The 26576-nt window shown below is 64.6% G+C and carries 29 protein-coding genes; 9 read left to right on the top strand and 20 right to left on the bottom strand.

Features of this window, described 5'->3' with window-relative positions:
• Nucleotides 1-3: 3 nt before the first annotated feature.
• Nucleotides 4-924, bottom strand: a complete 921-nt coding sequence (locus tag IVB50_RS22455; protein WP_085351081.1) for a branched-chain amino acid ABC transporter permease — start codon at nucleotides 922-924, stop codon at nucleotides 4-6.
• Nucleotides 925-1014: 90 nt separating this feature from the next.
• Nucleotides 1015-2307, bottom strand: coding sequence for an ABC transporter substrate-binding protein (locus IVB50_RS22450; protein ID WP_247297318.1), 1293 nt, complete (start codon nucleotides 2305-2307; stop codon nucleotides 1015-1017).
• A 135-nt stretch (nucleotides 2308-2442) separates the two neighbouring features.
• Here IVB50_RS22450 and IVB50_RS22445 point away from each other — a divergent pair, with 135 nt between their 5' ends.
• Both IVB50_RS22445 and IVB50_RS22440 read left to right on the top strand, forming a co-directional pair.
• Nucleotides 2443-3276: a MurR/RpiR family transcriptional regulator gene (locus IVB50_RS22445; protein ID WP_018455610.1), complete on the top strand. Its 834-nt coding sequence runs from the start codon at nucleotides 2443-2445 to the stop codon at nucleotides 3274-3276.
• A 22-nt stretch (nucleotides 3277-3298) separates the two neighbouring features.
• A complete protein-coding gene (locus tag IVB50_RS22440; protein ID WP_247297316.1) occupies nucleotides 3299-4123 on the top strand; it encodes an SDR family NAD(P)-dependent oxidoreductase in 825 nt (274 codons plus the stop codon).
• A 73-nt stretch (nucleotides 4124-4196) separates the two neighbouring features.
• Here the strand turns inward: IVB50_RS22440 and IVB50_RS22435 are convergent, their stop codons facing one another.
• Nucleotides 4197-5270 carry a DUF2778 domain-containing protein gene (locus tag IVB50_RS22435; protein ID WP_018455608.1) on the bottom strand — a complete coding sequence of 358 codons (1074 nt, stop codon included), beginning with the start codon at nucleotides 5268-5270 and terminating at the stop codon, nucleotides 4197-4199.
• A gap of 646 nt (nucleotides 5271-5916) precedes the next feature.
• On the opposite strand from IVB50_RS22435, the gene IVB50_RS22430 reads away from it, so the two are divergent.
• Both IVB50_RS22430 and IVB50_RS22425 read left to right on the top strand, forming a co-directional pair.
• Complete coding sequence (locus IVB50_RS22430; RefSeq protein ID WP_026232987.1) at nucleotides 5917-6441, top strand: FecR domain-containing protein; 525 nt, start codon at nucleotides 5917-5919, stop codon at nucleotides 6439-6441.
• A gap of 75 nt (nucleotides 6442-6516) precedes the next feature.
• Entirely contained in the window at nucleotides 6517-8406 is a 1890-nt protein-coding gene (locus tag IVB50_RS22425; RefSeq protein ID WP_247297313.1) for an adenylate/guanylate cyclase domain-containing protein, read from the top strand.
• A gap of 25 nt (nucleotides 8407-8431) precedes the next feature.
• Here IVB50_RS22425 and IVB50_RS22420 read toward each other — a convergent pair whose 3' ends face one another.
• The 4 genes from IVB50_RS22420 to IVB50_RS22405 form a co-directional block, all read right to left on the bottom strand.
• Entirely contained in the window at nucleotides 8432-9934 is a 1503-nt protein-coding gene (locus IVB50_RS22420; RefSeq protein WP_204511628.1) for a glycosyltransferase family 39 protein, read from the bottom strand.
• Between the two features lie 6 nt (nucleotides 9935-9940).
• Nucleotides 9941-11074 carry a glycosyltransferase family 2 protein gene (locus tag IVB50_RS22415; protein ID WP_085351076.1) on the bottom strand — a complete coding sequence of 378 codons (1134 nt, stop codon included), beginning with the start codon at nucleotides 11072-11074 and terminating at the stop codon, nucleotides 9941-9943.
• Between the two features lie 258 nt (nucleotides 11075-11332).
• Nucleotides 11333-11536, bottom strand: a complete 204-nt coding sequence (locus IVB50_RS22410) for a hypothetical protein (RefSeq protein ID WP_085351075.1) — start codon at nucleotides 11534-11536, stop codon at nucleotides 11333-11335.
• An 89-nt stretch (nucleotides 11537-11625) separates the two neighbouring features.
• A complete protein-coding gene (locus tag IVB50_RS22405; RefSeq protein WP_085351074.1) occupies nucleotides 11626-12006 on the bottom strand; it encodes a hypothetical protein in 381 nt (126 codons plus the stop codon).
• 115 nt (nucleotides 12007-12121) lie between these two features.
• Between IVB50_RS22405 and IVB50_RS22400 the strand changes: the two genes are divergently transcribed.
• Nucleotides 12122-12943 carry a DUF72 domain-containing protein gene (locus IVB50_RS22400; RefSeq protein WP_085385045.1) on the top strand — a complete coding sequence of 274 codons (822 nt, stop codon included), beginning with the start codon at nucleotides 12122-12124 and terminating at the stop codon, nucleotides 12941-12943.
• 22 nt (nucleotides 12944-12965) lie between these two features.
• Complete coding sequence (locus IVB50_RS22395) at nucleotides 12966-13427, top strand: DUF488 domain-containing protein (protein WP_018455600.1); 462 nt, start codon at nucleotides 12966-12968, stop codon at nucleotides 13425-13427.
• Nucleotides 13428-13576: 149 nt separating this feature from the next.
• Here the strand turns inward: IVB50_RS22395 and IVB50_RS22390 are convergent, their stop codons facing one another.
• From IVB50_RS22390 to IVB50_RS22355, 7 genes are all read right to left on the bottom strand, one after another.
• Nucleotides 13577-14491, bottom strand: a complete 915-nt coding sequence (locus IVB50_RS22390; protein ID WP_085396321.1) for a PhzF family phenazine biosynthesis protein — start codon at nucleotides 14489-14491, stop codon at nucleotides 13577-13579.
• A gap of 122 nt (nucleotides 14492-14613) precedes the next feature.
• On the bottom strand, nucleotides 14614-14922 hold the full coding sequence (locus IVB50_RS22385; protein WP_240550529.1) for an amidohydrolase family protein: 309 nt from the start codon (nucleotides 14920-14922) through the stop codon (nucleotides 14614-14616).
• A gap of 380 nt (nucleotides 14923-15302) precedes the next feature.
• The gene (locus IVB50_RS22375; RefSeq protein ID WP_018455597.1) at nucleotides 15303-16610 is read right to left on the bottom strand and encodes an adenylate/guanylate cyclase domain-containing protein; all 1308 of its coding nucleotides are present in this window, start codon (nucleotides 16608-16610) and stop codon (nucleotides 15303-15305) included.
• A 31-nt stretch (nucleotides 16611-16641) separates the two neighbouring features.
• Complete coding sequence (locus IVB50_RS22370; RefSeq protein WP_018455596.1) at nucleotides 16642-17805, bottom strand: ABC transporter permease; 1164 nt, start codon at nucleotides 17803-17805, stop codon at nucleotides 16642-16644.
• Nucleotides 17802-18731, bottom strand: coding sequence for an ABC transporter ATP-binding protein (locus IVB50_RS22365; protein ID WP_018455595.1), 930 nt, complete (start codon nucleotides 18729-18731; stop codon nucleotides 17802-17804). Before IVB50_RS22365 ends, IVB50_RS22370 begins: the two co-directional genes overlap by 4 nt.
• Entirely contained in the window at nucleotides 18728-19516 is a 789-nt protein-coding gene (locus tag IVB50_RS22360) for an efflux RND transporter periplasmic adaptor subunit (RefSeq protein WP_247297310.1), read from the bottom strand. Before IVB50_RS22360 ends, IVB50_RS22365 begins: the two co-directional genes overlap by 4 nt.
• Complete coding sequence (locus IVB50_RS22355) at nucleotides 19513-20208, bottom strand: TetR/AcrR family transcriptional regulator (RefSeq protein WP_018455593.1); 696 nt, start codon at nucleotides 20206-20208, stop codon at nucleotides 19513-19515. Before IVB50_RS22355 ends, IVB50_RS22360 begins: the two co-directional genes overlap by 4 nt.
• A gap of 108 nt (nucleotides 20209-20316) precedes the next feature.
• Here IVB50_RS22355 and IVB50_RS22350 point away from each other — a divergent pair, with 108 nt between their 5' ends.
• The 3 genes from IVB50_RS22350 to IVB50_RS22340 are packed head-to-tail and all read left to right on the top strand — an operon-like array spanning nucleotide 20317 to nucleotide 21538.
• Nucleotides 20317-20652: a metalloregulator ArsR/SmtB family transcription factor gene (locus tag IVB50_RS22350; RefSeq protein WP_018455592.1), complete on the top strand. Its 336-nt coding sequence runs from the start codon at nucleotides 20317-20319 to the stop codon at nucleotides 20650-20652.
• Nucleotides 20649-21113 (top strand): SRPBCC domain-containing protein, encoded by a 465-nt coding sequence (locus IVB50_RS22345; protein ID WP_247297309.1) that lies wholly within the window; start codon nucleotides 20649-20651, stop codon nucleotides 21111-21113. Before IVB50_RS22350 ends, IVB50_RS22345 begins: the two co-directional genes overlap by 4 nt.
• Nucleotides 21114-21124: 11 nt before the next feature.
• Nucleotides 21125-21538, top strand: a complete 414-nt coding sequence (locus IVB50_RS22340; RefSeq protein ID WP_018455590.1) for a GFA family protein — start codon at nucleotides 21125-21127, stop codon at nucleotides 21536-21538.
• A 43-nt stretch (nucleotides 21539-21581) separates the two neighbouring features.
• Here IVB50_RS22340 and IVB50_RS22335 read toward each other — a convergent pair whose 3' ends face one another.
• The 6 genes from IVB50_RS22335 to IVB50_RS22310 all read right to left on the bottom strand — a co-directional run bounded on the left by IVB50_RS22335 (nucleotide 21582) and on the right by IVB50_RS22310 (nucleotide 26481).
• Nucleotides 21582-21992, bottom strand: coding sequence for a DUF2000 family protein (locus IVB50_RS22335; protein WP_018455589.1), 411 nt, complete (start codon nucleotides 21990-21992; stop codon nucleotides 21582-21584).
• A gap of 63 nt (nucleotides 21993-22055) precedes the next feature.
• Entirely contained in the window at nucleotides 22056-22445 is a 390-nt protein-coding gene (locus IVB50_RS22330) for a DUF4189 domain-containing protein (RefSeq protein WP_247297307.1), read from the bottom strand.
• A 195-nt stretch (nucleotides 22446-22640) separates the two neighbouring features.
• On the bottom strand, nucleotides 22641-24245 hold the full coding sequence (locus tag IVB50_RS22325) for a molybdopterin-binding/glycosyltransferase family 2 protein (protein WP_247297305.1): 1605 nt from the start codon (nucleotides 24243-24245) through the stop codon (nucleotides 22641-22643).
• Nucleotides 24242-24943, bottom strand: a complete 702-nt coding sequence (locus IVB50_RS22320) for an XdhC family protein (RefSeq protein ID WP_018455586.1) — start codon at nucleotides 24941-24943, stop codon at nucleotides 24242-24244. The genes IVB50_RS22325 and IVB50_RS22320 overlap by 4 nt, the downstream gene beginning before the upstream one ends.
• A gap of 2 nt (nucleotides 24944-24945) precedes the next feature.
• Entirely contained in the window at nucleotides 24946-25269 is a 324-nt protein-coding gene (locus IVB50_RS22315) for an XdhC family protein (protein ID WP_007602422.1), read from the bottom strand.
• Between the two features lie 9 nt (nucleotides 25270-25278).
• Complete coding sequence (locus IVB50_RS22310) at nucleotides 25279-26481, bottom strand: VWA domain-containing protein (protein ID WP_085361694.1); 1203 nt, start codon at nucleotides 26479-26481, stop codon at nucleotides 25279-25281.
• Nucleotides 26482-26576 lie beyond the last annotated feature (95 nt).

The following is a 26576-nucleotide window of genomic DNA, read 5'->3' as shown; positions in this document are numbered from 1 at the left end:
CCTTTAGGCCTCGAGCACGCTTTTTTTGCCCCAGAGGCCGCGCGCGCGGAACGTCACGACGGCCACGAGCAAGATGTACATCGACAACAGCGACCATTCGGACGCGTAGGCGCCGGCAAGGCCGACACACAGTCCGACCAAAAGACCCGCCACGACCGCACCCCAAAAGCTGCCGACGCCCCCGAGCACGATCACCAGGAACGCAGGAATGACCGCATCGACGCCCATATGCGGGCGAATGCCCCAGATCGGCGCGACGATGATGCCCGCGATCGCGGCCAGCATCGTGCCGAACACGAAGACCAGCATCCGCAACCGCGACAGGTTGATGCCGAGCGCGCGAACGATCTCGCTGTCATGCGCGCCGGCCTTGACCGTCGCACCGAACGAGGTCTTTTCGATCAACAGCCAGACCAGGCCGATGACCCCGGCCGCGATGCCCGCTGCGTAGAAGCGATAGGTCGACCAGATCAGGTCGCCGAACAGGAAGCCGCCGTTGATGGCGGACGGCACCTGCAGCACGTAGTCGCGCGTGCCCCACACCAGGCGGATCATCTCTTCGATCACCATCGCGGCGCCGAAGGTCAGGAGCAGCCCGTAGAGCGGATCCTTGCCGTAAGTGCGCCGCATGCAGAGCTCGATCAGCATGCCGACCAGACTCACGATCACGGGAGCAATGATCAACGTCGCCGCATAGCGCCAGCCGAGCGGCAGCGCGAGCCACGCTTTCGCAAGTTCCATCGGCAATGGAGGGCGCGGCCCCGTGAGCTGCATGGCGACATAAGCCCCGAGCGCGAACAGGGAGCCGTGCGCGAGGTTGATCTGCTCCATCAGCCCGACGATGAGCATGAAGCCGAGTGCGATCAGCGCGAACAACAGGCCGAGCGTCAGGCCGTTGAGGAGATGCGGAAGAAGGTCGAACAAGGTTCTTGGCTCTCGCAACTGGCATGTGTCATCCGGGAGGCTGACGGTCCCGGAGGCGCGCCGCTCGTTCTGCGATGTGACGCACCGTCTCTAGGAGTCGACGGTCGGCACCTGCTCGTAGGGGGTGAGCTTGCACTTGCCGGGTGCCGCATCATCGGCGGCCGATTTCGGCTCCGTCCAGCTGATGATCTCGAACAGATCGGCATTGTCGACCGGCTTGGCGTTGCGCCGCGCCAGATAGATCGTCTGCTGCATCTGGTGCGTCATCGGATCCATGTAGGCGTCGAAATGCTGCATGCGATCGGTCGCCGAGACCTTCAGGTTCTCGAGCTCCTTGATGATCTTGACGTTGTTGGTCGACCCTGCCCGCTCGATCGCACGGAGCAGTTCGCGCGTGGACATGTAGCCGTTGTAGGAGACGTTGCCCGGCACCGGGATCGGGCCGTCCTTGTTGGCGGCCTGCCACTTCTTGACGAATTCGGCGACGCCGGGCAGCGGCAGCTTGTGATACCAAGTGGTGCCGAACACGCCGAACAGGCTGTCAGGCGCACCCCATACGTCGGGCCAGTCCTGCTGGTTGTTGATCCAGGCCGGCTTGCCGTCGAGCTTGAGCTGCGCCACCTGCTCGCGCAATGCCTTGATATCGTCGCCGCCAACGGCGGTCGCCACAACATCGGGCTTGGCCTGCTGGATCTTCAGCAGATAGGCAGTAAAGTCGCGCGTGTTCTGCGGCACCAGCAGATTGTCGAGGATCTTGCCACCGGCGCTCTCGACCTGCGTCCTGGTCGCGGCAGACGTCGTGTGACCCCAGACATAGTCGTTGGTCAGCAGCATCCAGTTCTTGCCGATGGAGTCCACCGCGTTCTTGACCGACGCCTTGGAAAAATTGGTGCCGTTGCCGTCCCATACGAATTTCACGCGCGAGCAGTTCTCCCCGGCTTCGCTGGGCGCGGAGGAATTGGTGTTCATGTAGATCACACCATATTTGCGGGCGACCTGTGTGATGGCGTTGGCGACGCCCGAATGCAGCGCGCCGATCAGGATGGTGCAGTCCTCGCGAGTGATGAAACGTTCCGCGACGCGGCTGCCCGTAGCTGGCGTCGTCTCGGTGTCCGCCGTGATGAAAGTGACCTGGCGCCCAAGTACGCCACCTTTGGCGTTGATCTCGTCGATCGCCATCTTGATGCCGCGGAAATCATCCTGGCCGCTGTTGCCGTATTGACCGCTGGCATCGCACGTCAGGCCCAGCTTGATCGGTTTCGCGCCTTGCGCCCAGGCATGATTCTGCCTCCACGGCCCAAAGAAGCTGCCGGCGCCGCCGATGACGCTCGCCATCAAGCTGCCCTTCAGAACGCTTCGCCGTGAGATCTGACGCCCTCTCATCGTGTCCTCCCGTTTCCGAAGTCTTTTGCTTCTTGTGGGATTAGAATATTCATTCCATATATTATGTAAAGTAGAATATTTGATCCAAATGGTGAAATGCCGTTAAACAGGCGACCGATCCGGAGATCCGACTCGATGAACAAGGCGGCTGGCGCCATGACTTATGACGAACTGCGCGGCGCGATTGCGCAGCGGCACCGGGCACTGTCCGGCCGGCTGCAGCAGATCGCGGAGTTCGTGCTCGATCACCCGACCGATGTCGCACTCGGCACCGTGGCCGAGGTGGCGCAGCGCTCAGGGGTGCCGCCGTCGGCGATCGTTCGCTTCGCGCATGCGCTCGGGTTCGGCGGCTTCACCGAGATGCAGCAGGTGTTCCGCTCCCGTCTCGTCGCCGGCGTCGCGCCAAGCTACAAGGCGCGCCTCGCCCGCATGAAGAGCCAGGAGAAGTCAGTGCTCGGCCGCCAGCCGGCCGCGGTCTTGTCGCGTTTCGTGTCCGAAGCGCAATCATCGCTGGTCACGCTCAGCCAATCCGTCCATGCGCGCGAACTCGACGCCGCAACCGCGATCCTTGCCAAGGCACGTGACATCTATCTGCTCGGCCTGGGCGGCTCGTTCCCGGTTGCGATCCACCTCGCGTACGTGCTGCGCAAGCTCGGACGGCGCGTCGTCCTGCTCGACGGCCTTGGCGGCAGCATCCACGAGCAGTCGCACGCGGCGACATCAGACGACGCGCTGGTCGCGATCAGCTTCCGAAATTACTATCCGGATACGGCGCGCTTGTTTCCCGAACTCGTCGCGCGGGGCGTGCCCACGATTTCCATCACCGACAGCCTTTTGAGCCCGATCGTCGAGGGCGCGAGCGTCGTGTTCGAGATCCAGGACATGCCTGAGCCCGCGCTGCGTACGCTTGTCGCACCGATGTGCCTCGTGCAGGCGTTGGCGATCGGCCTCGACCTCGCCGCAGACTGACATTCACAACAGGAACAAGATCATGACATCGCATGACACCAACAAGCTTCTGGCAGGCAAAGTTGCACTGGTGACCGGCGCGGGACGCGGGCTCGGCCGCGCTTTTGCAGAGAAGCTTGCCGCGCTCGGCGCTGACGTCGCTATCCACGGCATGCGCGAGAACGGGCCGGCCGAGTATGGCGAGGGCACCACCCTCACCGCGGTCGCCGTCGAGATCGGCCGCGAATTCGGCGTTCGCAGCCAGCGCGTGCTCGGCGATCTCACCAAGGGCGAGGACATCGCACGCGTCATCGCGGAGACCGAAGCGGCACTCGGCCCGATCGACATTCTCGTGCACAATGCCGGGGGCGATATCGCGGCCGGCGGCGGCAAGCCCGATCCGAACGATGCGGTGAATATCAAGGAGGCCGACGTGCGCGCGGTGCTGGAGCGCAATCTGCTCTCCACCATCCTGACATGCCAGGCGGTCGCGCGCGGCATGATGGAGCGCCGACGCGGCCGCATCGTGACGCTTGGCTCCGTCGCCGCTTTCAAGGGACGTACCCAAGGCTCGATCTATGCGGTCTCGAAGGCCGGCGTGATCCATTACACGCGATGCCTGGCCGACCAGCTCCGCCCCTACGACGTCGCCGTCAACTGCATCGCGCCCGGAGATACCCGCACCGGCCGCTTCCTCGGAACGCGTGCAGTCGACCCCGACAGAATGGTCGAGACCGGCACGCTCGACCGGATCGCAACCGTCGACGAGGTCGCGCGCGTTGTCGAATTCTTCGCAGGGCCCATGGGCGCCTTCGTTTCCGGTCAGGTGCTGCGGATCGACGGCGGCGGGCAGTGCTGGCCGGGCTAAAACGCACGCGCGAAGCGAAACAGAAAAGGGCCGCTGCAAGCGGCCCTTTTGCGTGATCTCGAATTGACTGAGCCTAGTCCACGCGCGCCAGCACCGCGAGCTTGCGGATGCCCTTGTTGCGGTAGGCGTCGAGGAACGCGTAATAATCCTTAAACGACACGCAGCCGTTGGAATCGCCGTTGGGCCCGAGCATGAAGGTATGCGCGAGCAGGCCGTCGCGGCCGTAGATCGCGCTCTCACCGCCAATCGGGGTCAGGCGCAGCGCAGGCACGCCGTGAAACAGCGCCTCGCGCGGTTTCAGCGTGTAGATATGCGGCGGCGTCACACCGCGCATGCGGACGCGCGAGGAGCGCGGGTCGTCGAGGTTGGAACCGAGGCCGGAATGCGCCTCGAGCTTGGTGCCGTCGGGCAAGTAAACCGTTTTAGCGGAGATGTCGTAGACCGCGGTGTCACGCTCATAGGGCGCCGAACCGCCGAGCATGGGGTTCTGCTCCCTCGGCGCGATGGAGGCGGTCACGCTGGCGTCGGCCGAGGCATAGGCGAGCAGCCCACCGGACGGCTCGCGCTTGCCCCAGAGCTTTTCCACCATCGACTGGCGCGGTCCGGTAATCGACATCACCGCAGCCTTGGCGCGATCGGCAATCGATTTTGGCTTCGCCTCAGGCGCCGGCACGATCTCGGCCGGATCTGCCGAGGCAAGCTGCAGCGGCGCGTCAGCGCCGCGCTTGGACTTCGCAGCGTCAGCGATCTTGGCGGGACCTGGCTTCAGGACTTCCGCGACCCTCGCGATCACGCTCGGCTTCGGCGCGTCCTTGGCTTCGGCGACCTTGGTTGCGGGCGCGGCGCTGGCCGCATTCGATGTCACGCCTTGGGTCGCAGCCGCGGCAAAGCGATCGTTGAACATCTCGCGCGAGATCGGCGCTGCCACCTGCAAGCGGTCGGGCAAGAGCGCAAAGGCGTCCTTGACGGCCTCACCGGCCTCGCGCAGCGCGACCCTGGGCGCCCGCTTGATCACGGGCTCGTCGTAGCCGCTGCTGCCGACGGTCGGATAGACGCTGGCGGCAAAGATGTTGCTGTAGATGGTCCAGCCGGCGCCAAGCACGACGCAGCCGATCACGGCGGCGCCAAGCACGTTTTGGGTGGTCATTTTCCGGGAAGGCTTCCGATAGGAATTGCTCGAGAATCCTTTGGACTTTCGTGCCGCGATGCCTTGCGCAGCGATACTCGTACTCATTCGCCTTGCGTCCAGAACGGTGTCACTCGGTCCCCCTTCGAAGCGCCGCTGGTCACGATCCGGGAACAGCATCTCGCAGAGGGTCGGAGCGTCATTAAGGCCACTTTTAGTTAAATGCGGATTAAGTTCGGGCGGATGTGAGGCAACCCGTTCGGGTGTCCCATTTCGAGAAAAAAGCCCGCAGAACTACGGACTTAAGGGCGTCTGTTAACTATAATTCTCGGCGGGATTGGCGTTGCCGGCGACCGTCTCCGGCCGCATCTCTAAGGCCATCCAACCAAGTCGTTTTCGTGGTGTTCAATACCCGGAAGATAGCGGGGAAGCGTTGCGCGAGGCTGGTGCGCAAGCACCCTCTGCTCCGCAGCCGCAGCGCGGTTGTCAGCAGCTACACCGCGCACGCGAGCAGGTGCCCTGACCGAAAGTTGATCGCACCGCACTGGAAAAGGCCGCAGCGAGAAAATAGCTACGGCAACCGGCACTTTTCAGCAGCCTCTGCGTGTGATACGGTACCGTATCAAGATCGCCTTGAACTGTGCCGAGCACGCAAACGGAGGCTGGCATGAGAGAGTTCGTGCGCGCAGGGTTTTTCGCTCTGGCGGGGTCGTTTCTGTTGATCGGACACGCGATTGCCCAGCCTGCCGCCAATGTGGGCTGCACGGCGACGCCATCTGCTGCCGGTACGCAGACCTGGCGCTGCGACAACGGCATCACGATCGTTGCCGAAAGCGGTGCCAGATTTGAACTTAAGGACGCTAACCGCGACGGACATATAGACTCGGTGGAGTTGAGCAGCAAAGCGCTGCTGGTCGAGGTGCCCAAGAAGCCCGGCGGCAATCCCTTCAAGGTGCTGACGCCGCAGGCGATCGCCGCGGTGCGCGGCACGAAATGGGCGGTCGATGTCGCAGAGGCCAAGACCTCCGTCTTCGTGGCTGACGGCCGTGTCGGCGTGAGCCGAAGGAATGGTGGGCGCAGCGTGGTATTAGACCGTGGCCAAGGCGTCGACGTGGAAGCCACAGGCCCGTTGACGGTCAAGACATGGGGCCAGCCGCGCGTCGACGCGTTGATGGCAAGACTTGGTCAGTAAGACTTGGCCAATGGTTCGGGTCACCTGGGCGCGGCGAACAGCATTTGGACGATAGAGAAATTGCAACACGACCACATGAGTAGCCGACGCGTTCAGATCCTGGTGGCACTCGTCCTCACCGCACTGTGGGGCGCGGGCATCTATGCCGGTCACGCCAACGGTCATCTGCGGTTTCTCGATCGCCTCGAGGCGACGCTGACGGATTGGCGGACGCAGGTCCGCGGCGTGCGGGTTCCGCCCGATCTCGTCACCATCGTCGCGATCGACGACACCGTCGTGAAGCGCGGCGGCAGCTATCCGCTGCCGCGCGCCGATCTCGCCCGCGTCGTCGACACCATCGTGCAGTTCAAGCCGAAGGTCGTCGCGATCGACCTGCTGCTGGTCGATCGCAGCGCTGCGATCGGCGACGCTACGCTGGCAAATACGCTGGCTACGGGTCCCATCGTCCTTGCCGCCGCAGCGATCTTCCCGTCCGCCAGCGAGACCGTGGAGACCAGCGGCCAAGGCCCCCTCGCCGCGCTGCCGCAGGCCGAGCGCTTCCTGCTGCCCTTGCCGGCGTTCGCCGATCATGCCGAGGTCGGCGTCGTCAATGTTGCGACCGGACAATCGGGCTCGCCGCTCTCGGTGCCGATGCTGTTCCGGACGAGCGACAAGGTCGAGCTGTCCTTTCCGTTGCGGGTCGCGGCGCGCGCGCTCGACAAGTCGCTGACGATCGCGCCGGACCATCTGATGCTCGGCGACCGCGCGGTGCCCACCGATGCCGACTTCGCGCTACCGATCACCTATTACGGCCCGCGCCGGACCATCCGCACCGTCAGCGCACAGAGCATCTTCGACGGCACGTTAAGTCGCGCGGCGATCGAGAACCGGATCGTCGTGATCGGGGCCTCGGTCGCCGGCGGCGGTGATTTTTACCCAACACCGTTCGATTCTCTAATGCCCGGCGTCGAAGTGGTCTCCACCGCGATCACCCATCTCGTCGCCGGGGACAGCATCGTGCGCGACCGCAAGGTCCACATCGCCGACGCGCTCATCGCGATCCTGCTGCCGGTGCTGCTGGTGGGCCTGCTCGCCTGGCGGCGCAGCGCGCTCGGCATCGTCGCCGCGGCCGCGGTGATGATCGCCTGGGCCGGGTTCAATCTGTTTGCGTTCACGCATGGCGTCTGGTTGAACGCCGCGAGCACGCTCGCCGCGGCAGTGCCGCCGGTTGCGGTCTTTGCCGGCGTGCAATTGTGGGCGGGAGGCCGCCGCACGCAATATTTTGCCGCCAAGAGCCGGTCGCTCGCGCAATTCCAGGCGCCGGCCGTGCAGGAGTGGCTGGCGCGGGATCCGAATTTCCTGTCAACACCCGTCCGGCAGGACGCAGCAATGGTCTTCATCGATCTCTCCGGCTTCACGGCGCTGAGCGAGCGGATCGATCCGGGTGAACTCCAGGACATTCTGAAGGCGTTTCACGCGCTGATCGAGAAGACCGCGGTCGATTGCGGCGGCATGATCAGCGGCTTTCTCGGTGACGGCGCCATGATCCTGTTCGGCCTGCCCGGCGCGATGCCCGACGACGCCGCACGCGCGCTGAAATGCGCGATCGACCTGCACCGCGGCGTCGAGCGCTGGATCGCGTGGTTGCCGCCAGCGATCAGGGATCAGCTCGGCTTCAAGATCGGCGCGCATTTCGGCCCGATCGTCGCCTCCCGCCTCGGCGAAAGCCATCAGCACATCACGGCGACGGGCGACACCGTCAACGTCGCGAGCCGGTTGATGGAGGTCGCTGCTAAAAACGGCGCGCGTCTCGCGCTCAGCGATACGCTGCTGGATGCGGCCGATTTCCAGGGCGCTCCCCACGGCGTTCTGTCGGGCCCCCTGCTCACGCAGGTCCGCGGCCGCTCCGGCGTCGTGAGCGTCTGGTTCTGGCGCGACCAGGACAGGCCGAACCAGGCCTCGACCAAGGCCGAGATGATCAACTGAACTTTCGTCGTCGTTCCGAGGAGAGCTACCGCGCTTCCGGCGGCGGCGAGCGGTCCAGCACGTCGCCCTTGGCGCCTTCGAGCAGATCGATGCTGTAAGTCTCGATCACGAGCGGGCCGCGCTTGCGCTGCAATTGCGCGACCTGCGTCACCTTGGCAAAGAGATCGTGGACGGCGGGATGGCCGTCAGAGCGCAGCTCGTCGACATAGATCAGTTTGCCCGCAAGCAGCTTTGGATCCGGCTCGGGCATGTTGGCCCAGCGGATGCGCTGGTTTTGCTGCGCCACGCAGCTGCCGCGCGGCAGATAGAAGGCGAGCCAGCCCGTCGTGCCGTAGTCCGGGGCAAGCACGCAGGTCGCGCCATTGCGAGCTCGCACCGCTTCGATTTCGGCAGCGAGCTCGCGCCAGCCGACGCCGACGCTACGCACGGTCGCATCGCGGCGATAGCCGGACAGCCAGCCGGTATTGGCCTGCACGATCAGCGCGGCAAACATCACGATGCCGGTGGGTGCGGCCCAGCGCAGGCAGAAATCCACCAGGCGACGCTGCCGCGGCTTCCACTGCACCAGATTGGCGGCGGCGGCCGCCGCGATGACGAAAGGCGGATAGACCGGCGCGAACCAGTTGGCCTCGACGCGGGCATGCAGCGAATGCCAGACGAAATAGGCGACGATGGTCCAGAACATCGTCTCGATCAGCACGCGCGAGGCGAGTGCGCCGGCCCGGCGCCAGGTCAGCGCGTGCAGCCCCATCGCGCCGAGGATGAACACCAGCGGGGTTGCGAACGCGATCTGCGTCGGAATCAGCTCGGCGATGAAGACCGGACGAAAATCCTCGATCCTGGCGCGCCCGAGCTGCTTTGCGAACGAGACCCATTGATGATCGGCATTCCAGAGGATCACCGGCGAGAACAACGCGAGCGCAACGAAACCGCCCAGATACGGCCAGGGCGAGAGAAACCAGTGCCGCAGTTTCGGCACGGCAGCGATCCAGATCAGGATCGCCAGCCCGAAGAACATCGCGGTGTATTTGGACAGGAGCGCCGCACCGACGGCTGCGCCGACCGCGAGCCACCAGATGCCGCGGCCGCTCTCCAGCACCTTGGCGAGAAAGAACAGCACGAAGCTGGAGGCAACCAGAAGCGGCGCATCGGGCGTGACAATCAGCGTGCCGACCGAGGCCAGCAGCGTTACATTGAGCAGGATGGCGCTGGTCGCGGCCACCCGCGCGCCGCCGATCAGGATCGCGGCGGAGCGATAGACCGCATAGCTCATCGGCAGCGCGAGCAGGATCGAGACCACGCGAACGCCGAGTTCGGTGTCGCCCGCGATCAGGGTACCGGCGCGGATGACGTAGGCAACCATCGGCGGGTGGTCGTAATATCCCCCAGCGAGGTTCTGCGACCACATCCAGTAATAGGCTTCGTCGAAGGTGATCGGCGTGACGGCGGCTGCGACGAGCCGCAAGCCGACCAGCGCAAGGATCACCAGCGCGGTATTGCGGACGATCCGCGCATCAGCCCCGCCCATCGTGAGCTATTTCTTGCGCCAGACGAACAGTCCGGACATCGCGTAGTTCCACACCACGCCCATCAGCGCCCCGGCCGCACCCGCAAGCCACCAGATCGGCTCCTGGTCGTAGACCGAGAAGGCGACGCCGACATTGGCCAGCAGGCCGACGCTGCACACGATGTAGAACGCGATCAGGCCGCGCAGCAGCGCAAAGCCCTTCAGCCGCTGGTCGCGATAGGTGAGGAAGTTGTTGAGAACGAAATTGCTGGTCATCGCGACGATGGCGCCGGAGGCCTGCGCTTCCGCGAACGGCTCCTTGAACAGCTCGAGCGATATGAACAGGGTGGTGAGATGCACCACGAGGCCGATCCCGCCGACCATCGCGAACAGCAGGAAACGTAACGAGACAGCATCGTTGGTGAACTTCGCCAGAACGAGGCCGAGAAAATCCAGCGCGACCATGGAATCGAGCTTGCTTTCGCCGTGCTGGCGCTCGCCGAACGTGTAGGGAATTTCGATGGCGCGCAAGGTGCCGTTAGCGCTTGCGACGAGGTCGAGCAGGATCTTGAAGCCGTGCACGGAAAGTTTCGGCGCCAGCTGCTCGAAGCGGTCGCGGCGAACCATGAAGAAGCCGCTCATGGGATCGGCGATCTCGACCCGCAGCGCTTTCCTGGCGAGTTCCGTTGCCAGCGCGCTGGCGCCGGCGCGCTGCTTGTTGAAGCCTTCGCTCTTGTAGCCCTCGATGTAGCGGCTGCCGACCACGAGCTCGGCCTGCCCGCTCGCGAGCAGCGACAGCATCTTCGGCAGTTGCGTCTCGTCGTGCTGGAGGTCGGCGTCGATCACGGCCGCATAGGGCGCGCTGGAGGCTAGGATGCCCTCGATGCAGGCCCCCGACAGGCCGCGGCGGCCGATACGGCGGACACAGCGCACGCGGCTATCGCGCTGGGCCAGCGCGCGCACGACGTCCCAGGTGCCATCAGGCGAATTATCGTCGACGAACACGACCTCCCAGGCGATGCCGGCCAGCACGGCCTCCAGCCGCCGGTACAGCACCGTGACATTGTCGCGTTCGTTGAAGGTCGGGACGACGACCGACAATTCGGGCGCCGGCGAAGCCTTCTGTGGGATGTCGGAGCCCGGTCTGATCGCTTCATTCATGACGGCAGCGTATATCCGCCGCGTCCTGTGCTGCCAAGAACTTGCGCCAGCAAGCCAGGGTTTCTCTGGGGGGCGGCCCCAAAAGGGGCCCAAAATGCCAACGACCCCGGAACGGCGGGCCGCGCGTACATCCGGCGCAGCCTGTGCTATTCCAAGGTCATTCCAGCGCCGGAGTTTTTCGCTCAACGTCGCCGTTAGAAGCTAAATGGGAACGGTAACGCCGCTTTACAAGGGGCGGAAGAGGCCTTTTTCACGCGCTTACTGGTTCGGGACTTCCTTGATCACCGGCCCTCGCGGCACGGGCGCGGCAGGGGCCGCCGGCGCCGCAGCCCCGGCCGGCTCGGCCTTCGCAGGTTTGGGCGGCTTGCCGTACTGGCCGATCGGCCCAAAGACGACGGCCATCGCAAGCACGATCGCCGCGACGATCGCGCCCAAAATGCCCCCCACCGACTCAGACGACATGGAAACCCATCCCTGTTCCAGATGCGCCCAGTGATACCATGGATGAGCGCGCTGCCGGAAGGGCTTGTCGGACGCACCGGTTCAATGGGCTATTTCTGCGGCGGCTTGTGCTTGACGAAGGCCGTCACGATGTCCTTCTGCGCCGCCTCCACCGCCCTGTTCGCGGTCGCGAGATGGGCGCCGGCATCAATATCCGGATATTGCGTGGTGAGATAATCGAGCAGTGCCACCCGGTAGTATTGTCGCTCCGACGGACAGGCTCCGGCGACGGAGCGGCCAAAATCCTGTTCCGACAGGCCCTGATTGCCGACGCGCGAATATTCCCGCGCCAGGCAATGCCAATAATCGTCGCGGCCCTGCGTGGCGAGCTTCTGCGCACCCTTGGCATCGTCATCGTCGGCCATAACTGAAGATATCATGGCAGCAGATGTCATCATGACGAGCGCCGCTCCCACCATCAGCATCCGCATCTTGTTCTCCTTTTTTCGCAGATCCTATCGCGAGCTTAGACGGGACGTCGCAACTGGCCAATCACAACTGGTTTGATTAGGATGGAGGCCCTCCTCCCGCATCCGAGATCCTCCCGTGGCCAAAGCAAAAACCGCGTCCAAAAAATCCGGCAACATCTTCATCGGCATCGGCGGCTGGACCTTCGAGCCATGGCGCGGGGTGTTCTATCCGGAGAAGCTCACGCAAGCCAAGGAGCTGTCCTACGCCGCCTCGAAGCTGACCTCGATCGAGATCAACGGGACTTATTACGGCTCGCAGAAACCGGAGAGCTTTCGCAAATGGGCGAGCGAGGTGCCTGATGGTTTCGTGTTCTCGGTGAAGGGGCCGCGCTTCGCCACCAACCGGCGCGTGCTGGCCGAGGCCGGGGATTCCATCAAGCGTTTCTATGATTCCGGCGTGCTGGAACTCGGCGATCATCTTGGGCCGGTGCTGTGGCAGTTTGCGCCGACCAAAAAATTCGACGGCGCCGATTTCGGAAAATTCCTCGAGCTGTTGCCGCGCAAGCTCGAGGGACGCGCGCTGCGCCACGTCGTCGAGGTCCGTCACGACAGTTTCTGCACGTCGGATTTCGTCGCGCTGATCCGCGAATTCGAGACGCCCGTCGTGTTCGCCGAGCACGGCAAATATCCGGCGATCGCCGACGTCGCCGGCGATTTCGTCTATGCGCGACTGCAGAAGGGCAATGACGAGATCAAGACCTGCTATCCGCCGAAGCAGCTCGATGCCTGGGCCAAGCGCTTTCAGGACTGGGCCGAGGGAAGCGAACCCGACGACCTGCCGAAGGTCGACAAGGCCAAGCCGAAGAAGGAGCCGCGCGACGTGTTCGCCTATGTCATCCACGAGGGCAAGGTGCGCGCGCCAGCCGGCGCGATGGAACTGATCGCACGGGTGAGCTGAGGTATTTCGCTAAAGGTGTCTCATGGCAAAGGCAAAAAAGCTCTTCACCATCGGCTATGAGCAGACGCCGCCGAAGGCAGTGCTCGACGAGCTGGAGCAATCCGGCGTCAAGCTCGTCGTCGACGTGCGCGCGGTGACGTCATCGCGCCGGCCCGGCTTTTCCAAGAGGCAGCTCGCCGCAGGCCTCGATGAACGCGGCATCGCCTATGTCCATCTGGCAGCGCTCGGCACGCCCAAGGAAGGCCGCCTCGCCGCCCGCAGCGGGCAATACGATGTACTGGAGAAGGTTTTCTCAAAGCACCTGAAGACGCCGGAGGCCAGGGAGCAGATGGACGAGCTCTCGGCGCTGGTGAAGAAAGCCGGTCCCGTCTGCCTGCTTTGCTACGAGCGCGACCACACCCATTGCCACCGCCAGATGATCGCGGAGATCATCGAGGAGCGCGATGGGGTAACGGTGAAGAATTTGGCGGGACGGCAGGCCTGAACGACTCTCTCCGTCATGGCCGGGCCTGTCCCGGCCATCCACGCCTTGCCACGCAGCACGAAGAACGTGGATGCCCGGGCCTTCGCGTCGCCGAAGCGGCTTCGGCCGCGCAGGCGGGACAAGCCCGGGCATGACGATGGAATAGAGAGCTAACCCTCCCCATCAAGCCTCAACGTCCCTTCCATCATCTGCACGCAGCTGCCGCCGACATGGGCGGAGACGATCTTGCCGTCCTGCTTGCGCACGCGCGTCTGCAGGATGCTGGGCCGGCCCATGTCAAAGCCCTGGCCGACCGTGAGCCTCAACTCGCCGTCGCGCCTGGGATCGAGATCGGCGAACAGCGCGGCGGCTGCGACGGTTGCGCTGCCGGTCGCGGGATCCTCGGTGAGGCCGCTGGCGCCGCGCATGAACATGCGCGCCTGGCGCTCACATGGCGCCTCCGCTGCGGGCACGTCACGGGTATAAAACCACACCGAGCGGGCGCCATCGCGTGGCAATATCTTGCCATAGGCCGCGGCATCCGGCCGGGCCCGCTTCAGCGCCTCGCGCGAATGCAGCTCCAGCACGAGAAACGCGTTTCCGACGGTGACGACGTGCGCTGCGTGGTTGTCGGTCTTGATGTCATCCGCGCCGAGCGAGATGCAACTCGCGGCTTCAGCAGGTGACAGTGGCGCATACCGCGCCAGCGGCTGCGGCGCGGTCAGCTCCGTTCTGACCACCCGGCCCTGCTCCCGCACGATCTCGACCGGCACGAGCCCCGCCTTCTCCTCGAACAGCAGGCGAGGTTTCGGCTCCTTCGCCAGCGACGCCAGCACGAAGGCTGTGCCGACATTGGGATGACCGGCAAAGGCGATCTCCAACACCGGCGTGAAGATGCGCACTTCGGCGTCGTTGGCCTTATCGCGCGGCGGCAGTACGAAGGTCGTCTCCGAATAGTTGAACTCGGTCGCGATCGCCTGCATCTGCTGCGTGGAGAGCCCGCCGGCATCCAGCACCACGGCGAGCTGGTTGCCGCCGAAGGCGCGGTCGGTGAACACGTCGACGGTGATGTAGCGGCGCTGCATCTTCGCTTCCTCTTCACGCAAGCGCAGCCTCGGTCGGCTGCATCGCCGGCACTCTACAAGCCGGCGACATCGCCCGTCATGCCCCAAAATAGAGTGCAATCGGAGCAATCGCGGAAGACGGATCAAAAGCGGCAGAGCGAACGTGGCGATGCGAGCACTTGCGCGCGTTCACTCTGATCGACGATCAGCCCATCGATAAATCGCCGGTTCTTCGCGTAGCTTTGCGCCTTCTCGAACTGCGTGTGCGGCCAGTCGCTGCCCCAGAGCAGTCGATCGAGGCCGTACGCGTTGCGCAGCAGCGGGTAGGCCGTCTTCGCAAAATCTTCGCCGGCCGCGCCGTTGCGATACGGCGCCGAATCTACTCGGCCTCCAGCGCGAGATCCCGCGCAGTCCGCCATCAGCGTTCGCGACGCCGGGCTGGCGGACTTCACCGGCCCGGCTTCGTCTCTGCCGCGAGTTAGTACGCGGACGCCGTGTTGGGCAGGCAAGGCGGCTGTGCGTAAGGCGCAGAGGCATACGCGCCTGCTGCCGGAGCCCTGACGCAGTCGGCCGCCACGTGAGTTGCGGCGCGGCGCGGCACGCTGTCCCGCGCCGATGCGGCCTGGCTTTGGGTGACAGCGGCGATCAGGGCGGCTGCAACAAGGATCGATCGAGTCATTGGCTTTCTCCGGGTAACAAAGGGAAGCTGAGATTTTCGGCTTCCACCGTGCAAGACCCAAAGCTACCAAGGATATTTCATCACGCGCCTTCAACGAAACGCGAGCCGCTTCAACGAAACGCGACTCACAAGTGAAGGCGCAGGCGGCGGCCCTCACCCCAGTTGAAACACCGCCACCTTCTGCTCATAGCCGCGCACCTCGACCTCCCCAAGCGACACCGCATCGTCGCCGTCCTCGCCCAGCGCCTCGTGGACCGCCGCCGAGATCAAGAGCTGCGAGCCGAACTCCTTGTTCAGCGCCTCCAGCCGGGAGGCGAAGTTCACGGTGTCTCCGATCACCGTGTATTCCTTGCGCCGGGGCGAGCCGATATTGCCGGCGACGACCTCGCCGAAATGGATGCCGATTCCGATTCTGAGCGGCCAGCTCGTCTGCGCGTTGATGCGCGCCATCGCGGTCAGCATCTCGCGGCCCGCGGCGACCGCGCGGTGCGCGGCGTCGGAGGTCTCCAGCGGCGCGCCGAACAGGGCCAGAAAGCCGTCGCCCAAAAACTTGTTCACGATGCCCCCCTCGCGGTCGAGAATGTCGACCAGGACGGCGAAGGCGCCGTCGAGCCGGTCGACCACCTCCTGCGGGGTGCGCGACTGCGCGCCGGCGGTGAAGCCGCGGAAATCGACGAACATCACGGCGACGCGGCGGAGGTCGCCGGCGGCGCTCGTCCCCGCCGCCATCAGCCGCTCCACCACCTGCGGCGAAACGTGCTGACCGAACAGGTTGGTCACCCGGTCGCGCGCGGTCGCTGCGGCAATGCTTGCGGCGAACTGGCGGCGGAGCTGCGCACCGACCGCGCCTGCAAGCACGCCGCAGATCAGGATGATGGTGCTTCGCACCGCGTGGAAATAGATCTGCGGCTCGCCGCTCCCGCTGGCGGGATCGAAGATCAGCGCCACAGCGAGCAACTCACCCGCAGCGACGAAGCCGGTGAAGGTGGACAGCCAGAAGTCAAGCCGCAGGGTCGAGAGGATGACGAAAATGAAATAGATCAGCGGCACGACGAAGCCGAGCGCCTGGCTCGCGCCCATGCTGCGGATCTGCAGGATCAGGATGACGGTCGGCAGCGAGGTCTCGATCAGCGCGCCGATATAGCGCCGGATCACCGGCAGATCGCGGTCGAGCTTGAGGTTTCGCCTGATCTGGCTGTGGACCCAGACCTCGAACAGGATGAAGCCGGTCAGGAGACCATAGACCTCGGCAAGCCCCTCCGTGCCCCGCCAGACCCGCTGCACCACGGAGGAATTGACGAGGTAGATCGCGGTGAGGAACACGACGATGACGCAGCCCGTCGTGATCAGCGCCCTCACTCGCACGAGCTCGGTGCGCAGCACCTCGCGCGTCAGCTCGCGCTCGAAGTCTTCGGACATCACGGCATGCTGCCGGGCCTTCCTGCTCGCAAAACTGACCATTCCGCCCCCTTGATTCCAGGGGCATCTTGCCTCAATCCAGCGTGCGGCGGAAGCGCGTCACGGCGATGGTCATGGCGAGCAGCATCAGGACCGCCAGCGCCAACGCGTCGAAACGCAAATTTTGCATGCTCGCACCCTTCAGCATGATGGCGCGGACGATGCGCAAATAATGCGTCAGCGGCAGGCACTCACCGACATATTGCGCCCAGGCCGGCATCCCGGCGAACGGGAACATGAATCCGGACAGCAAGATGCTCGGCAGGAAGAACATCATCGACATCTGCATCGCCTGGAGCTGGTTTTGCACCAGCGTCGAGATCGTGTACCCGATCGCCAGATTGGTCGTGATGAAGAGCGTCGAGAGCAGCGCCAGCAGGAACAGATTTCCGAGCACCGGCACGCCAAACAGGCCGACCCCGATGCCAATGATGAGGAACGCCTGCACGAACCCGACCAGCACGTAGGGAATGATCTTGCCGAACATCACCTCGACCGGCTTGATCGGCATCGACAGCAGGCTCTCCATCGTGCCGCGCTCGACCTCGCGCGTGACCGAGAGCGCGGTGAAGATCAGCATGGTCATGGTCAGGATGGTGCCGACGAGGCCCGGCACGATGTTGAGGCTCGACGCGGCGGCGGGGTTGTAGCGGGCGTGCGCGCGGATCTCGAACGGCATCTCCGGGGGATCTCCGATGTAGAGATCGTGCTTGAGTGCGGTCTGCACGACCATGCCGAGCGAGCCGATCGCCGCGCTCGCCGCCACTGGATCGGTGGCGTCAGCCGCGACCAGCAGCGCCGGCTTATCGCCGCGCCGCACTGCCCGCTCGAAGCCGCGCGGGATCTCGACGCCGAACAGAACCTTGCCGGATTTCAGGAGATTGTCGAAATCTTCGACGTCGTGGACTTCGTAGAGAAAGCGGAAATAGGCGGTGTTCTCCAGCGCCTTCAGGATCGAGCGTGCGAGATCGGAATCCTCCTGAAGCAGCACCGCGCTCGGCAGATTGTGCGGCGTGGTGTTGATGGCATAGCCGAACAAGAGCAGCTGCATCACAGGCAGCATCACGATCATCGCAAATGACACGCGGTCGCGCTTGAGCTGGATGAACTCCTTGATCAGCATCGCATAGGAGCGCCTCCAGAAGCCGAAGCGCTCCCGGATCGCGTGCTGGGGTTCAGGATGATCGACCGCGCTCATTGGAAATTGTCCTTGGAACGGCTCATCAATTCGATAAACACGTCTTCCAGTGACGGCGATGATTTGTGCCAATGCAGTCCGCTTTTTTCGCGCCACGGCGCGATGCTGGCCTCGAGCGCGGCGACGTCGCGGCCGGAGACGTGCAGCGACGTGCCGAACGGCGCCACCATGTCGATTCCCGGCTTGCCGGTGAGCGCAGCCGTGAGCTCGTTCAGGTCCTCGCCCGTCACGGTGTAGGTCGTCAGCGCGGATTTCGCGATCACCTCGTCCACGGTGCCATGCACGAGCAGATGGCCATAGGCGATATAAGCAATCTCGTGACAGCGCTCGGCCTCGTCCATGTAGTGGGTCGAGACCAGCACGGTGAGACCGTCGGCCGCGAGTGCATGAATCTCGTTCCAGAAATCGCGCCGCGCTTTGGGATCGACGCCGGCGGTCGGCTCGTCGAGCAGCAGCAGTTTCGGACTGGGCAATGTGCAGGCACCTAGCGCCAACCGCTGCTTCCAGCCGCCGGAGAGTTCGCCCGCGAGCTGTTCCTCGCGTCCCGAGAGCCCGATCCGCTTGATCATGTCGCGCGCGGCGCCGCGGGCGTCGGCAAGGCCATAGAGCCGCGCGACGAATTCGAGATTCTCGCGCACCGACAGGTCCTGATACAGGCTGAACCGCTGGGTCATGTAGCCGACCTGGCGCTTGATCTTTTCGGCGTCCTTCAGGATGTCGTAGCCGAGGCAGGTGCCCTCGCCGCTGTCGGGTGTGAGCAGGCCGCAGAGGATGCGGATGGTCGTCGTCTTGCCGGAGCCGTTCGGCCCGAGGAAGCCGTAGATCGAGCCGCGTTTCACCTGCATCGACAGATCGTGCACGACCTCCCGGCCGCCGAACGACTTGGTCAGGCCCTTGACGTCGATCGCGATGCCATTGCCGCTCATCGTTTGTCCGCCACCGGAGTTTTTGGATTGAGATAGACGTCGATCGGCTGTCCGACGCGCAAGGCGTCGGGACGCGAAGGCCGCGCCTGGATCAGATAGACGAGCTTGTTGCGCTCCTCGAGGCTGTAAATGACAGGCGGCGTGTATTCGGCCGAGGTTGCGATGAAATAGATGTTTGCGGTGAGATCGGCGGCGCAATTGTCGCACGCGATCCGCACCGTATCGCCGATCGCAAGCTTCGGCAGCTCGGTCTCCGGCACGAAGAAGCGCAGCTTCATGTTGCCGGGCGGCATGATCGAGAGCACGGGCCGCTGGGCCGCCACCATCTCGCCCTCGCGAAAATAGATCTGCTGGATGGTGCCGGCGACCGGCGCAAAGCCCTTGCGCCGCGCCATCCGCGTCTCCGAGGTCGCCACCCGCGCCTCGGCGACGCGCAAGGCGGAGACGGCCGAGTCGAGATTGGCCTGCGTGCCCGAGCCGGTCTTGCTCAGCGAAGCCGCGCGATCGTAGGTTTGCTGCGCATTCGCCAGCGTCGCCTTGTTCTGGTTGAGATCGGCAAGCTGGAGATCGTCGTCGACGGAATAGAGGTGATCGCCGACCTTGACCTGATCGCCCTCGCGGACGTTGAGCTTCGTCACGCGACCCGCCTCGTCTGGGCTAACGAAGATCATGTCAGCCTCGACCCAGCCCTGGAAGCCGGGATCACGCTTGTCTTTGCAGCCGGCAAGCCCGGTCGCGAGGACCGCGATCAATGCGAGTACAGAAATTGCTTGCGACGACCTCATGTCGTGCTCCGTTCGCCAAAAATCAAATCGAGATGAACGCGCAGCATGTCCTGCGCGTCGAGCGGCGCGTGCCGCGCAAACAGGCTCTGCCAGATCACCGCGATCATCGCGGGTGCGACCAGGATCTGCGGGTAATGCGCCAGGTTCTTCTGGCGGATCTCGCCGCGGGCGATGCCGAGCTCGATCAGGGCGCGCATGGCGGAGATGCCGCGCGAGACGACCTCGCGGTAGTAGAAGTCGGCCACGGAGGGAAACCGCGGCCCCTCGGCCACGATCAGGCGCACGAGATCGCCGCGCCTGGTGCCGATGACCTCCTTCAGGAAGTTGCTCGCAAACGCCTCGACCAGATCGCGCACCGAGCCCGCCGGTGGCGGCAATGCCGTCAACCGGGTCACGACAGGCACGATCACCGTCCGGACCAGCTCCTCGAACATCGATTCCTTGTCCTTGAAGTGCAGGTAGATGGTGCCCTTGGCGACACCCGCACGCTTCGCGATGTCGTCGAGCCGCGTCGCGGCAAAGCCCCGCGCGATGAATTCCTCCATCGCGGCATCCACGATCGCCGCGCGCCGCTCCGCCGCGCGCGTGGCACGGCTCGGCGCGGACACCGCATCCTCCCCAGCGCGTGAATTGGCCTTCGCGTTGGAGCGAGCTGCGGGCGGCGTGGCGGCTTTGGCGGGTTTCCTGGTCATTGATCGGATATGACTGACCAGTCAGTCATAGTCAAGACAGCGCTACGGACCCAATCTGGTCCACAAATTAGTATTGACTAATTCATTAGCGACGGCTAATCTAATCCTATGATCGAAGCCGCCCCAAATCCCGTTACCACCGTCATGCGCGCCCTCGCGGACCCGACGCGACGCGCCGTCTTCGAACGCGTGTTCGAGAGCACGGAGATCAGCGTCGCTGAAATCACGCGGGGAAGTGGCGTGACGCAAGGCGCGATCTCGCAACATTTGAAGTCCCTCAAGCAGGCCGGCCTCGTCGCCGAGCGTGCCGAGGGCCGCAACGTCTATTACCGTGCCGCGCCGCAAGGCCTCGAACCGCTGGTCTCCTGGATGGACCATTACGGCGTGTTCTGGCGCGAGCGCTTCCAGAACCTGCGTGACCTCTTGAAGGAGATCGACCCGTGAGTGCTGTTGGATTGAAAGCCGAGACAAAAGACATCGTCATCGACGAGGTGCTCCCTCATGCGCCGGAGACGATCTGGAAGGCGCTGACCAGCGCCCAGCTGATCGCGCGCTGGCTGATGCCGCCGACCGGTTTCGAGGCCGTCGAAGGCAACTCTTTCACCTACCAGACCACGCCGGGCGGCGCATGGGATGGTGTCATCCATTGCCGGGTCCTGGAAGTCATGCCGAACCGCCGCCTCGTCTACGCCTGGAAGGGCGGCGATGAGCGCAACATTGGCTACGGCGCGCCGCTCGACACCGTCGTGACGTGGTCCCTCACCCCGGTCGAGGACGGCACGCGGATCCGTCTGGTTCATGCGGGCTTCGTCTTGCCCAGGAACGAATCGGCCTACACGGGCATGAGCGGCGGCTGGAAGAAGGTCGTCCGCCAGCTCGACGAGATCAGCGGCGAAGACAAGTAAGGAGTAATCGCATGACCAAGCCCTATACCGGCGGCTGCGCCTGCGGCGCGATCCGCTATTCGATTGCCGGTGAGCCGCTGTTCAGCAATCACTGCCAGTGCCGGGACTGCCAGCGCGAAAGCGGCAGCGCCCACGGCTCGTACATGACATTCGCACGCGACGGCGTCACGGTGACGGGCGAGGCAAAGCATTGGGACATGGTCGCCAACAGCGGCAACGTGAAGACGCGCGGTTTCTGCACACAGTGCGGCGTGCCTGTGTACATGACCTTCGCGGCACAGCCCGACGTCTTCACGATCCGCGCCGCAAGCCTCGACGAGCCCGCCCGCTACAAGCCGCAGGCGGTCACTTTCGCCGCGCGCGGACATCACTGGGATCGTCTTGACCCTGACCTGCCCAAATTCGCGGGCATGCCGCCGGGGTGAGGCATCGCAGGTGGAAGCGCGCGCAAGACCGCGCGCGTTCACGTCAACTATGAAACTTCAACCCGTCGACGATCTTGTCGATCACCTTGCGCTCCGCGCGCATCGCGAGACCGACGAGATTGAGATCGGTGCGCGCCACTGCCCTCACCACCTCGCGGTTGGCGGCATCATGAGTGGTCTTGAACATGTCCTCGGTATAGACCGCCGGCTTGACGTTGCGCGTCAGGGCCCGATCGAGCGCGCGCGTCAATGCGGGACCGTCGGCGCCATAGATCAGGATCGGCTGACCGATCAGCGCGTGATATTTCGTGCCCGACGCGTCCTCATAGGGCTCGCCGATGCATTCCGGAAAGGCCGCGGCGATGCCGCTGGTGAGGAAGGCCGCGACGTTGAGCTTCTGCCAGGCTTGAAGATCGGTACGAATCACGATGGCGATCTTGGTATCGAACTGCATGCAACTCCCCGACTGTCATTCCGGATTCGATGCTACGCACGATCGGAATGACTGCAACAGGAATCAACCCTTGGCGTCGCAGGCCCAGGCGCGGATCACGCATTCCTTGCCGCCGTATTTGTAGCATTCGCGCGTGGCGGCATTGAGCGTGGTCGAGATCTTCGGCTTGACGGCATAGCCATAGGCGCCGCAGGGATTGGAAAGATCGACCGACATCGCGGCGCAGGCGCGCTTCATCGTCACGGTCGTGCAATCGCCCTTGCACTGCTTCTGCGCCGCCGCACGGGCTTCGTGCTCGGCGCCATAATCAAAGGCCTGGCCGTAAGCGCCGCACTTGCCGACCGCAAATGCACCGGCGGCATGCGCATCCGTGATATGGCGAGCGCCCGCGATGCAGACGGACAGCGCAAAGAAAAACATCGCGCAACGGCGCGCGAGGACGTTCGAAGCCATGGAAAAACACCCCTCCCCCCAAGGCAGGTGAAGGTGACTGTAAGCGGCGGTTGTTTCCAGATGGTGAACGGGGCGTTGAATTGAGGCCTGGGCGTGCCGCAGGGTGGCAAAGCGACGCGTGCCTACCAATCAAACACCACCGTGTCGAGGGATGGTGGGCACGGCGCTGCGCGCCTTTGCCTACCCTACGAACCGCTATCCCCGCCGTGCCGCTTCCAATGCCTGCGGCGTGTCGATGTCGAGGAAGGCGCTCTCGCCGTCGACCGGCACTTCGGCGACGGCCTCGGTGTGCTTGGCGATCAGATGGCGCGCGCCGACATCGCCGTCGAGCGTCATCAACTCCTTGAAGAAGCGGCGCGACCACAGCACAGGGTTGCCGCGGCGACCTTCGCTGACGGGCACGACGATGAGATTGCCGCGGTCCGGTGCGAACGCGTCGATGAGACGGTCGATCAGGCCGGCGTCGATCAGCGGCATGTCGCCGAGGCAGACCACGGCGCCGTCGGACGCCTCGGGAACGGCCGCGATGCCCGCCTTGACCGAGCTTGCGATGCCGCCGGCAAAATCCGGATTTTTGACAAAACGCACCTTCAGGCCCTGCAAGGCTTGTTCGATCAGCTCGGTCTGATGGCCGGTGACGACGATCACCTCGGACGCCTTGGAGGCCAGCGCCTGCTCGGTCGCTATTCGCACCAGCTTCTTGCCATCGAGCTCGGCCAGTAGCTTGTTCGGCCCACCCATCCGGGTCGAGCGGCCTGCTGCGAGCACGATGACCGCGACCTGGTTGTTGCCCTCGATCTCCGGTTTTGCGCGCGGCTGCGGGCGCGTGACGATCTCCATCAGGAGGCCGCCAACACCCATGCCCATCAGCTCGGACCGCGTCACCTTGATGCCCGCGAGCAGCCGCATCAGCACCCAGTCAAAGCCGTTCTCGACCGGCGAGCGCGCGCAGCCGGGCGCGCCCAGCACCGGCACGGCGCCGGCCCGGGCAATCAGCAGCAGGTTGCCGGGATCCACCGGCATGCCGAAATGCTCGATCTCGCCGCCGATGCCGGTCACGGCCGCAGGGATCACGTCGCGGCGGTCGGCGATCGCGGATGCACCGAACACGATCACGAGCTCGGCGCCAAGTCCCAGCAGTTCCTTGATCGCAGCCGACAGCGCCTGCTCCTCATGCGGAACCCGCCGCTCCGCGATGATGCCGGCTCCGGCTGGCGCCAGCCGCTCGGCGGTGATCCGCAACGTCTTGTCGATCACCTTGGAGGACAGGCCGGGCAGCAGCGTCGAGACCACGCCGACGCGCTTGATGACGTAAGGCGCGATCTTCAGAACGTCGCGACCCGCGGCCTTCACCGCGGCATCACGCAAGTTTCCTTTGACGCCGAACGGGATGATCTTGACGGTGCCGACCATCTCGCCCTCGACCACCGGCTTGTAGGCGGAGAGCGTGGCAAAGGTAATGGCCTCGTCGATATTGTTGATGCGGTCCACCGCGGCGCGATCGATCACCAGCACGCCTGGCTGCGCGGCGAACAGATTGGCCCGGCCGGTGAAGGCGCGCTCGACATGGATGCCCTCGCCGCCGACCGCGAGCGCGATGCTGGCGGCAGCGATGTCCTCGGAGACATCGCCCTCCTCCATCCGCACCACCACAACGTCCTTGATGCCGGCGCGCTCCAGCGCCTCGACCTCGGCCGGGCCGATCGTCGTGCCCTTTTTCAGCACCAGCGGTCCCTGGCGCAGGGTGTGGACGGTCACCCCGCCGATCGCATCCCTGGGACTCGCCGGGCCGAACTTCATGCGGCTTCTTCTTTTTCTTTGGGCGGCAGGCGAAGCACCGCCGTGATCTCGGCCATGATCGAGACCGCGATCTCGGACGGCGAGACCGCGCCGATCGCAAGCCCGATCGGCGCGTGGATGCGCGCGATGTCAGCCTCCTTGGCGCCTTGCGCCCGCAGCCGGTCGCCGCGCTTGGCGTGCGTCTTCCGCGATCCGAGCGCGCCGATATAGAAGCAGTTGCGCTCGAAGGCGTGCAGCAGCGCGGGATCGTCGATCTTGGGATCGTGCGTTACCGCGACGAAGGCCGTGTAGGCGTCGACGTTGAGCAGCGGCAGCGCCGTGTCGGGCCATTCCGCGACCAGTGGAACGTCGGGGAAGCGCTCGGGGCTCGCAAAGGCCGTGCGCGGATCGACCACGGTGACGTCGTAGCCGAGCGAGCGCGCCAACGGTGCCAGAGCCTGGCTGATATGGACGGCGCCGACGATGACGAGCTTTGCGGTCGGCGCATAGACGTTGAGGAAAAGCTTCTTGCCGCCGGCTTCGACGCTGGCGCTTTTGCCCATGCGAAGCTGCTTGTCGAGCTCGGCGCCTAATGGATCCTTGGCAAAATCCTTGGCCTTCACCAGGCGCTGCTCACCACTCTCGGTGTCGGTGACCAAAATCACCGCGCGGCGCGCGGCGCGCTCGGTATTGAGTTCGTGCAGGATCTCGAGCTTCACGGCTAGCCGACTTTCTCGACGAAGACGCGGATGGTGCCGCCGCAGGACAGCCCGACATTCCAGGCAGTCTCGTCGGCAACCCCAAACTCCAGCATCCTGGGCTTGCCGCTCTGGATCACATCCATGGCCTCCGTGACCACGGCGCCCTCGACGCAGCCGCCGGAGACGGACCCCAGGAACGTGCCCTCGTCGTTGATGACTAGGCTCGAGCCCGCCGGACGCGGTGCCGAGCCCCAGGTCTCGACCACGGTGGCGAGCGCGACGCCACGGCCGGCCTTCTGCCAGTCCTCCGCCGCCTTCAGAATATCCTCGTCGCGATCGAGCATGGCTACCTCTCAGGCTGCGGAGCGGATCAAGCTGCGGTGATGCGGCGGCAGCGGCCGGGAGAGCGTGGTGATCAGCTCCTGGATCGAGCTCAAATTATGTACCGGACGGAATTCGTCAACGTGCGGCAGCATCATTTTGATGCCCTGGGCCTTGGCCTCGAAGCCGCCAAACCGCAGCAGCGGGTTGAGCCAGATCAGCCGCCGGCAGGAACGGTGCAGCCGGTCCATCTCGAAGGCGAGCTTGGAATCGGCTTCCCGCTCCAGCCCGTCGGAGATCAGCAGCACGATGGCGCCCTGGCTCAGCACGCGCCGCGCCCACAATTTGTTGAAATTGTGCAGGGAGGCCGAGATCCGCGTGCCGCCGGCCCAGTCCTCGACCGAGGCCGAGCAGCTCGCCAGCGCCTCGTCGGGGTCGCGCTGGCGCAGCGCCCGGGTCACGTTGGTGAGGCGAGTGCCGAATAGGAACACCGAGACACGTTTTCGCGCGTCCCCTATGGCATGCAGGAAATGCAGGAACAGGCGGGTGTACTCGCTCATCGAACCCGAGATGTCGAGCAGCGCGACGATCGGCGCCGGTTTCTCGATCCGCCCGAGGCGATGGATGTCGATGATGTCGCCACCGGTGCGCAAGGACGCGCGTAAGGTGCGGCGCAAATCGAGACGAAGCCCGCGCGCATCAGGCCGGTGCCGGCGCGTCAATAGCTCGGCCTGCGGCAGCCGCATCCGCTCGACAGCGCGGAGCGCTTCGGTGATCTCAGCCGCGCTCATCTGAGCGAAATCCTTCTTCTGAAGGATTTCCTTGTCGGAGACCGACAGGCGCAAATCCTGCTCCTGGTGCTGCGGCGTCTCCGTCATGCGAGGCTGCGACATCGCCTCCTGGACGCGGCGGGAGCCGGCCTGCGGCTTCTTCTTGGCCTGCTCCGGCAACGGCACCGAATCCAGCATGTGCTTCCACTCTTCCGACGCCCGGAAGAACAGGTTGAAGGCCTGTTTGAAGATCAGCGCATGTTCATGGCGCTTGACGAAGATCGCCTCCAGCGTGGTGAAGACGTCGGCGCGGTGGCCGATGTCGATCACCTCAAGCGCGCTCATGGCATCGATGACCGCACCCGGCCCGACCGGCATGCCGGCCGAACGCAGCGCGCGGGCGAAGCCCACGATGTTGTCGGCGAACTGCTCGGTCTGCTCAGGCGCAAGGTGGTTGATGGCCATGGTCTTTCCTCGCTCCGTCATTCCGGGGCGTCGCGAAGCGACGAACCCGGAATCCAGAGATTGTGGCGCGAGATTCTCAGGTGCGCAATTGCGCA

It is taken from the genome of Bradyrhizobium sp. 87 (assembly GCF_023073015.1).
GTDB lineage: Bacteria > Pseudomonadota > Alphaproteobacteria > Rhizobiales > Xanthobacteraceae > Bradyrhizobium > Bradyrhizobium canariense_D.
Note: the sequence above shows the minus strand (reverse complement) of the source record. Positions and strands in the feature narration are given on the sequence as shown.

What these genes read in the sequence shown, in the direction of transcription:
- IVB50_RS22450 (WP_247297318.1), bottom strand. Translation starts at nt 2,307, where the DNA reads ATGAGAGGGCGTCAGATCTCACGGCGAAGCGTTCTGAAGGGCAGCTTG.
- IVB50_RS22445 (WP_018455610.1), top strand. Translation starts at nt 2,443, where the DNA reads ATGAACAAGGCGGCTGGCGCCATGACTTATGACGAACTGCGCGGCGCG.
- IVB50_RS22440 (WP_247297316.1), top strand. Translation starts at nt 3,299, where the DNA reads ATGACATCGCATGACACCAACAAGCTTCTGGCAGGCAAAGTTGCACTG.
- IVB50_RS22435 (WP_018455608.1), bottom strand. Translation starts at nt 5,270, where the DNA reads ATGACCACCCAAAACGTGCTTGGCGCCGCCGTGATCGGCTGCGTCGTG.
- IVB50_RS22430 (WP_026232987.1), top strand. Translation starts at nt 5,917, where the DNA reads ATGAGAGAGTTCGTGCGCGCAGGGTTTTTCGCTCTGGCGGGGTCGTTT.
- IVB50_RS22425 (WP_247297313.1), top strand. Translation starts at nt 6,517, where the DNA reads ATGAGTAGCCGACGCGTTCAGATCCTGGTGGCACTCGTCCTCACCGCA.
- IVB50_RS22420 (WP_204511628.1), bottom strand. Translation starts at nt 9,934, where the DNA reads ATGGGCGGGGCTGATGCGCGGATCGTCCGCAATACCGCGCTGGTGATC.
- IVB50_RS22415 (WP_085351076.1), bottom strand. Translation starts at nt 11,074, where the DNA reads ATGAATGAAGCGATCAGACCGGGCTCCGACATCCCACAGAAGGCTTCG.
- IVB50_RS22410 (WP_085351075.1), bottom strand. Translation starts at nt 11,536, where the DNA reads ATGTCGTCTGAGTCGGTGGGGGGCATTTTGGGCGCGATCGTCGCGGCG.
- IVB50_RS22405 (WP_085351074.1), bottom strand. Translation starts at nt 12,006, where the DNA reads ATGCGGATGCTGATGGTGGGAGCGGCGCTCGTCATGATGACATCTGCT.
- IVB50_RS22395 (WP_018455600.1), top strand. Translation starts at nt 12,966, where the DNA reads ATGGCAAAGGCAAAAAAGCTCTTCACCATCGGCTATGAGCAGACGCCG.
- IVB50_RS22390 (WP_085396321.1), bottom strand. Translation starts at nt 14,491, where the DNA reads ATGCAGCGCCGCTACATCACCGTCGACGTGTTCACCGACCGCGCCTTC.
- IVB50_RS22375 (WP_018455597.1), bottom strand. Translation starts at nt 16,610, where the DNA reads ATGGTCAGTTTTGCGAGCAGGAAGGCCCGGCAGCATGCCGTGATGTCC.
- IVB50_RS22370 (WP_018455596.1), bottom strand. Translation starts at nt 17,805, where the DNA reads ATGAGCGCGGTCGATCATCCTGAACCCCAGCACGCGATCCGGGAGCGC.
- IVB50_RS22365 (WP_018455595.1), bottom strand. Translation starts at nt 18,731, where the DNA reads ATGAGCGGCAATGGCATCGCGATCGACGTCAAGGGCCTGACCAAGTCG.
- IVB50_RS22360 (WP_247297310.1), bottom strand. Translation starts at nt 19,516, where the DNA reads ATGAGGTCGTCGCAAGCAATTTCTGTACTCGCATTGATCGCGGTCCTC.
- IVB50_RS22355 (WP_018455593.1), bottom strand. Translation starts at nt 20,208, where the DNA reads ATGACCAGGAAACCCGCCAAAGCCGCCACGCCGCCCGCAGCTCGCTCC.
- IVB50_RS22350 (WP_018455592.1), top strand. Translation starts at nt 20,317, where the DNA reads ATGATCGAAGCCGCCCCAAATCCCGTTACCACCGTCATGCGCGCCCTC.
- IVB50_RS22340 (WP_018455590.1), top strand. Translation starts at nt 21,125, where the DNA reads ATGACCAAGCCCTATACCGGCGGCTGCGCCTGCGGCGCGATCCGCTAT.
- IVB50_RS22335 (WP_018455589.1), bottom strand. Translation starts at nt 21,992, where the DNA reads ATGCAGTTCGATACCAAGATCGCCATCGTGATTCGTACCGATCTTCAA.
- IVB50_RS22330 (WP_247297307.1), bottom strand. Translation starts at nt 22,445, where the DNA reads ATGGCTTCGAACGTCCTCGCGCGCCGTTGCGCGATGTTTTTCTTTGCG.
- IVB50_RS22325 (WP_247297305.1), bottom strand. Translation starts at nt 24,245, where the DNA reads ATGAAGTTCGGCCCGGCGAGTCCCAGGGATGCGATCGGCGGGGTGACC.
- IVB50_RS22315 (WP_007602422.1), bottom strand. Translation starts at nt 25,269, where the DNA reads ATGCTCGATCGCGACGAGGATATTCTGAAGGCGGCGGAGGACTGGCAG.
- IVB50_RS22310 (WP_085361694.1), bottom strand. Translation starts at nt 26,481, where the DNA reads ATGGCCATCAACCACCTTGCGCCTGAGCAGACCGAGCAGTTCGCCGAC.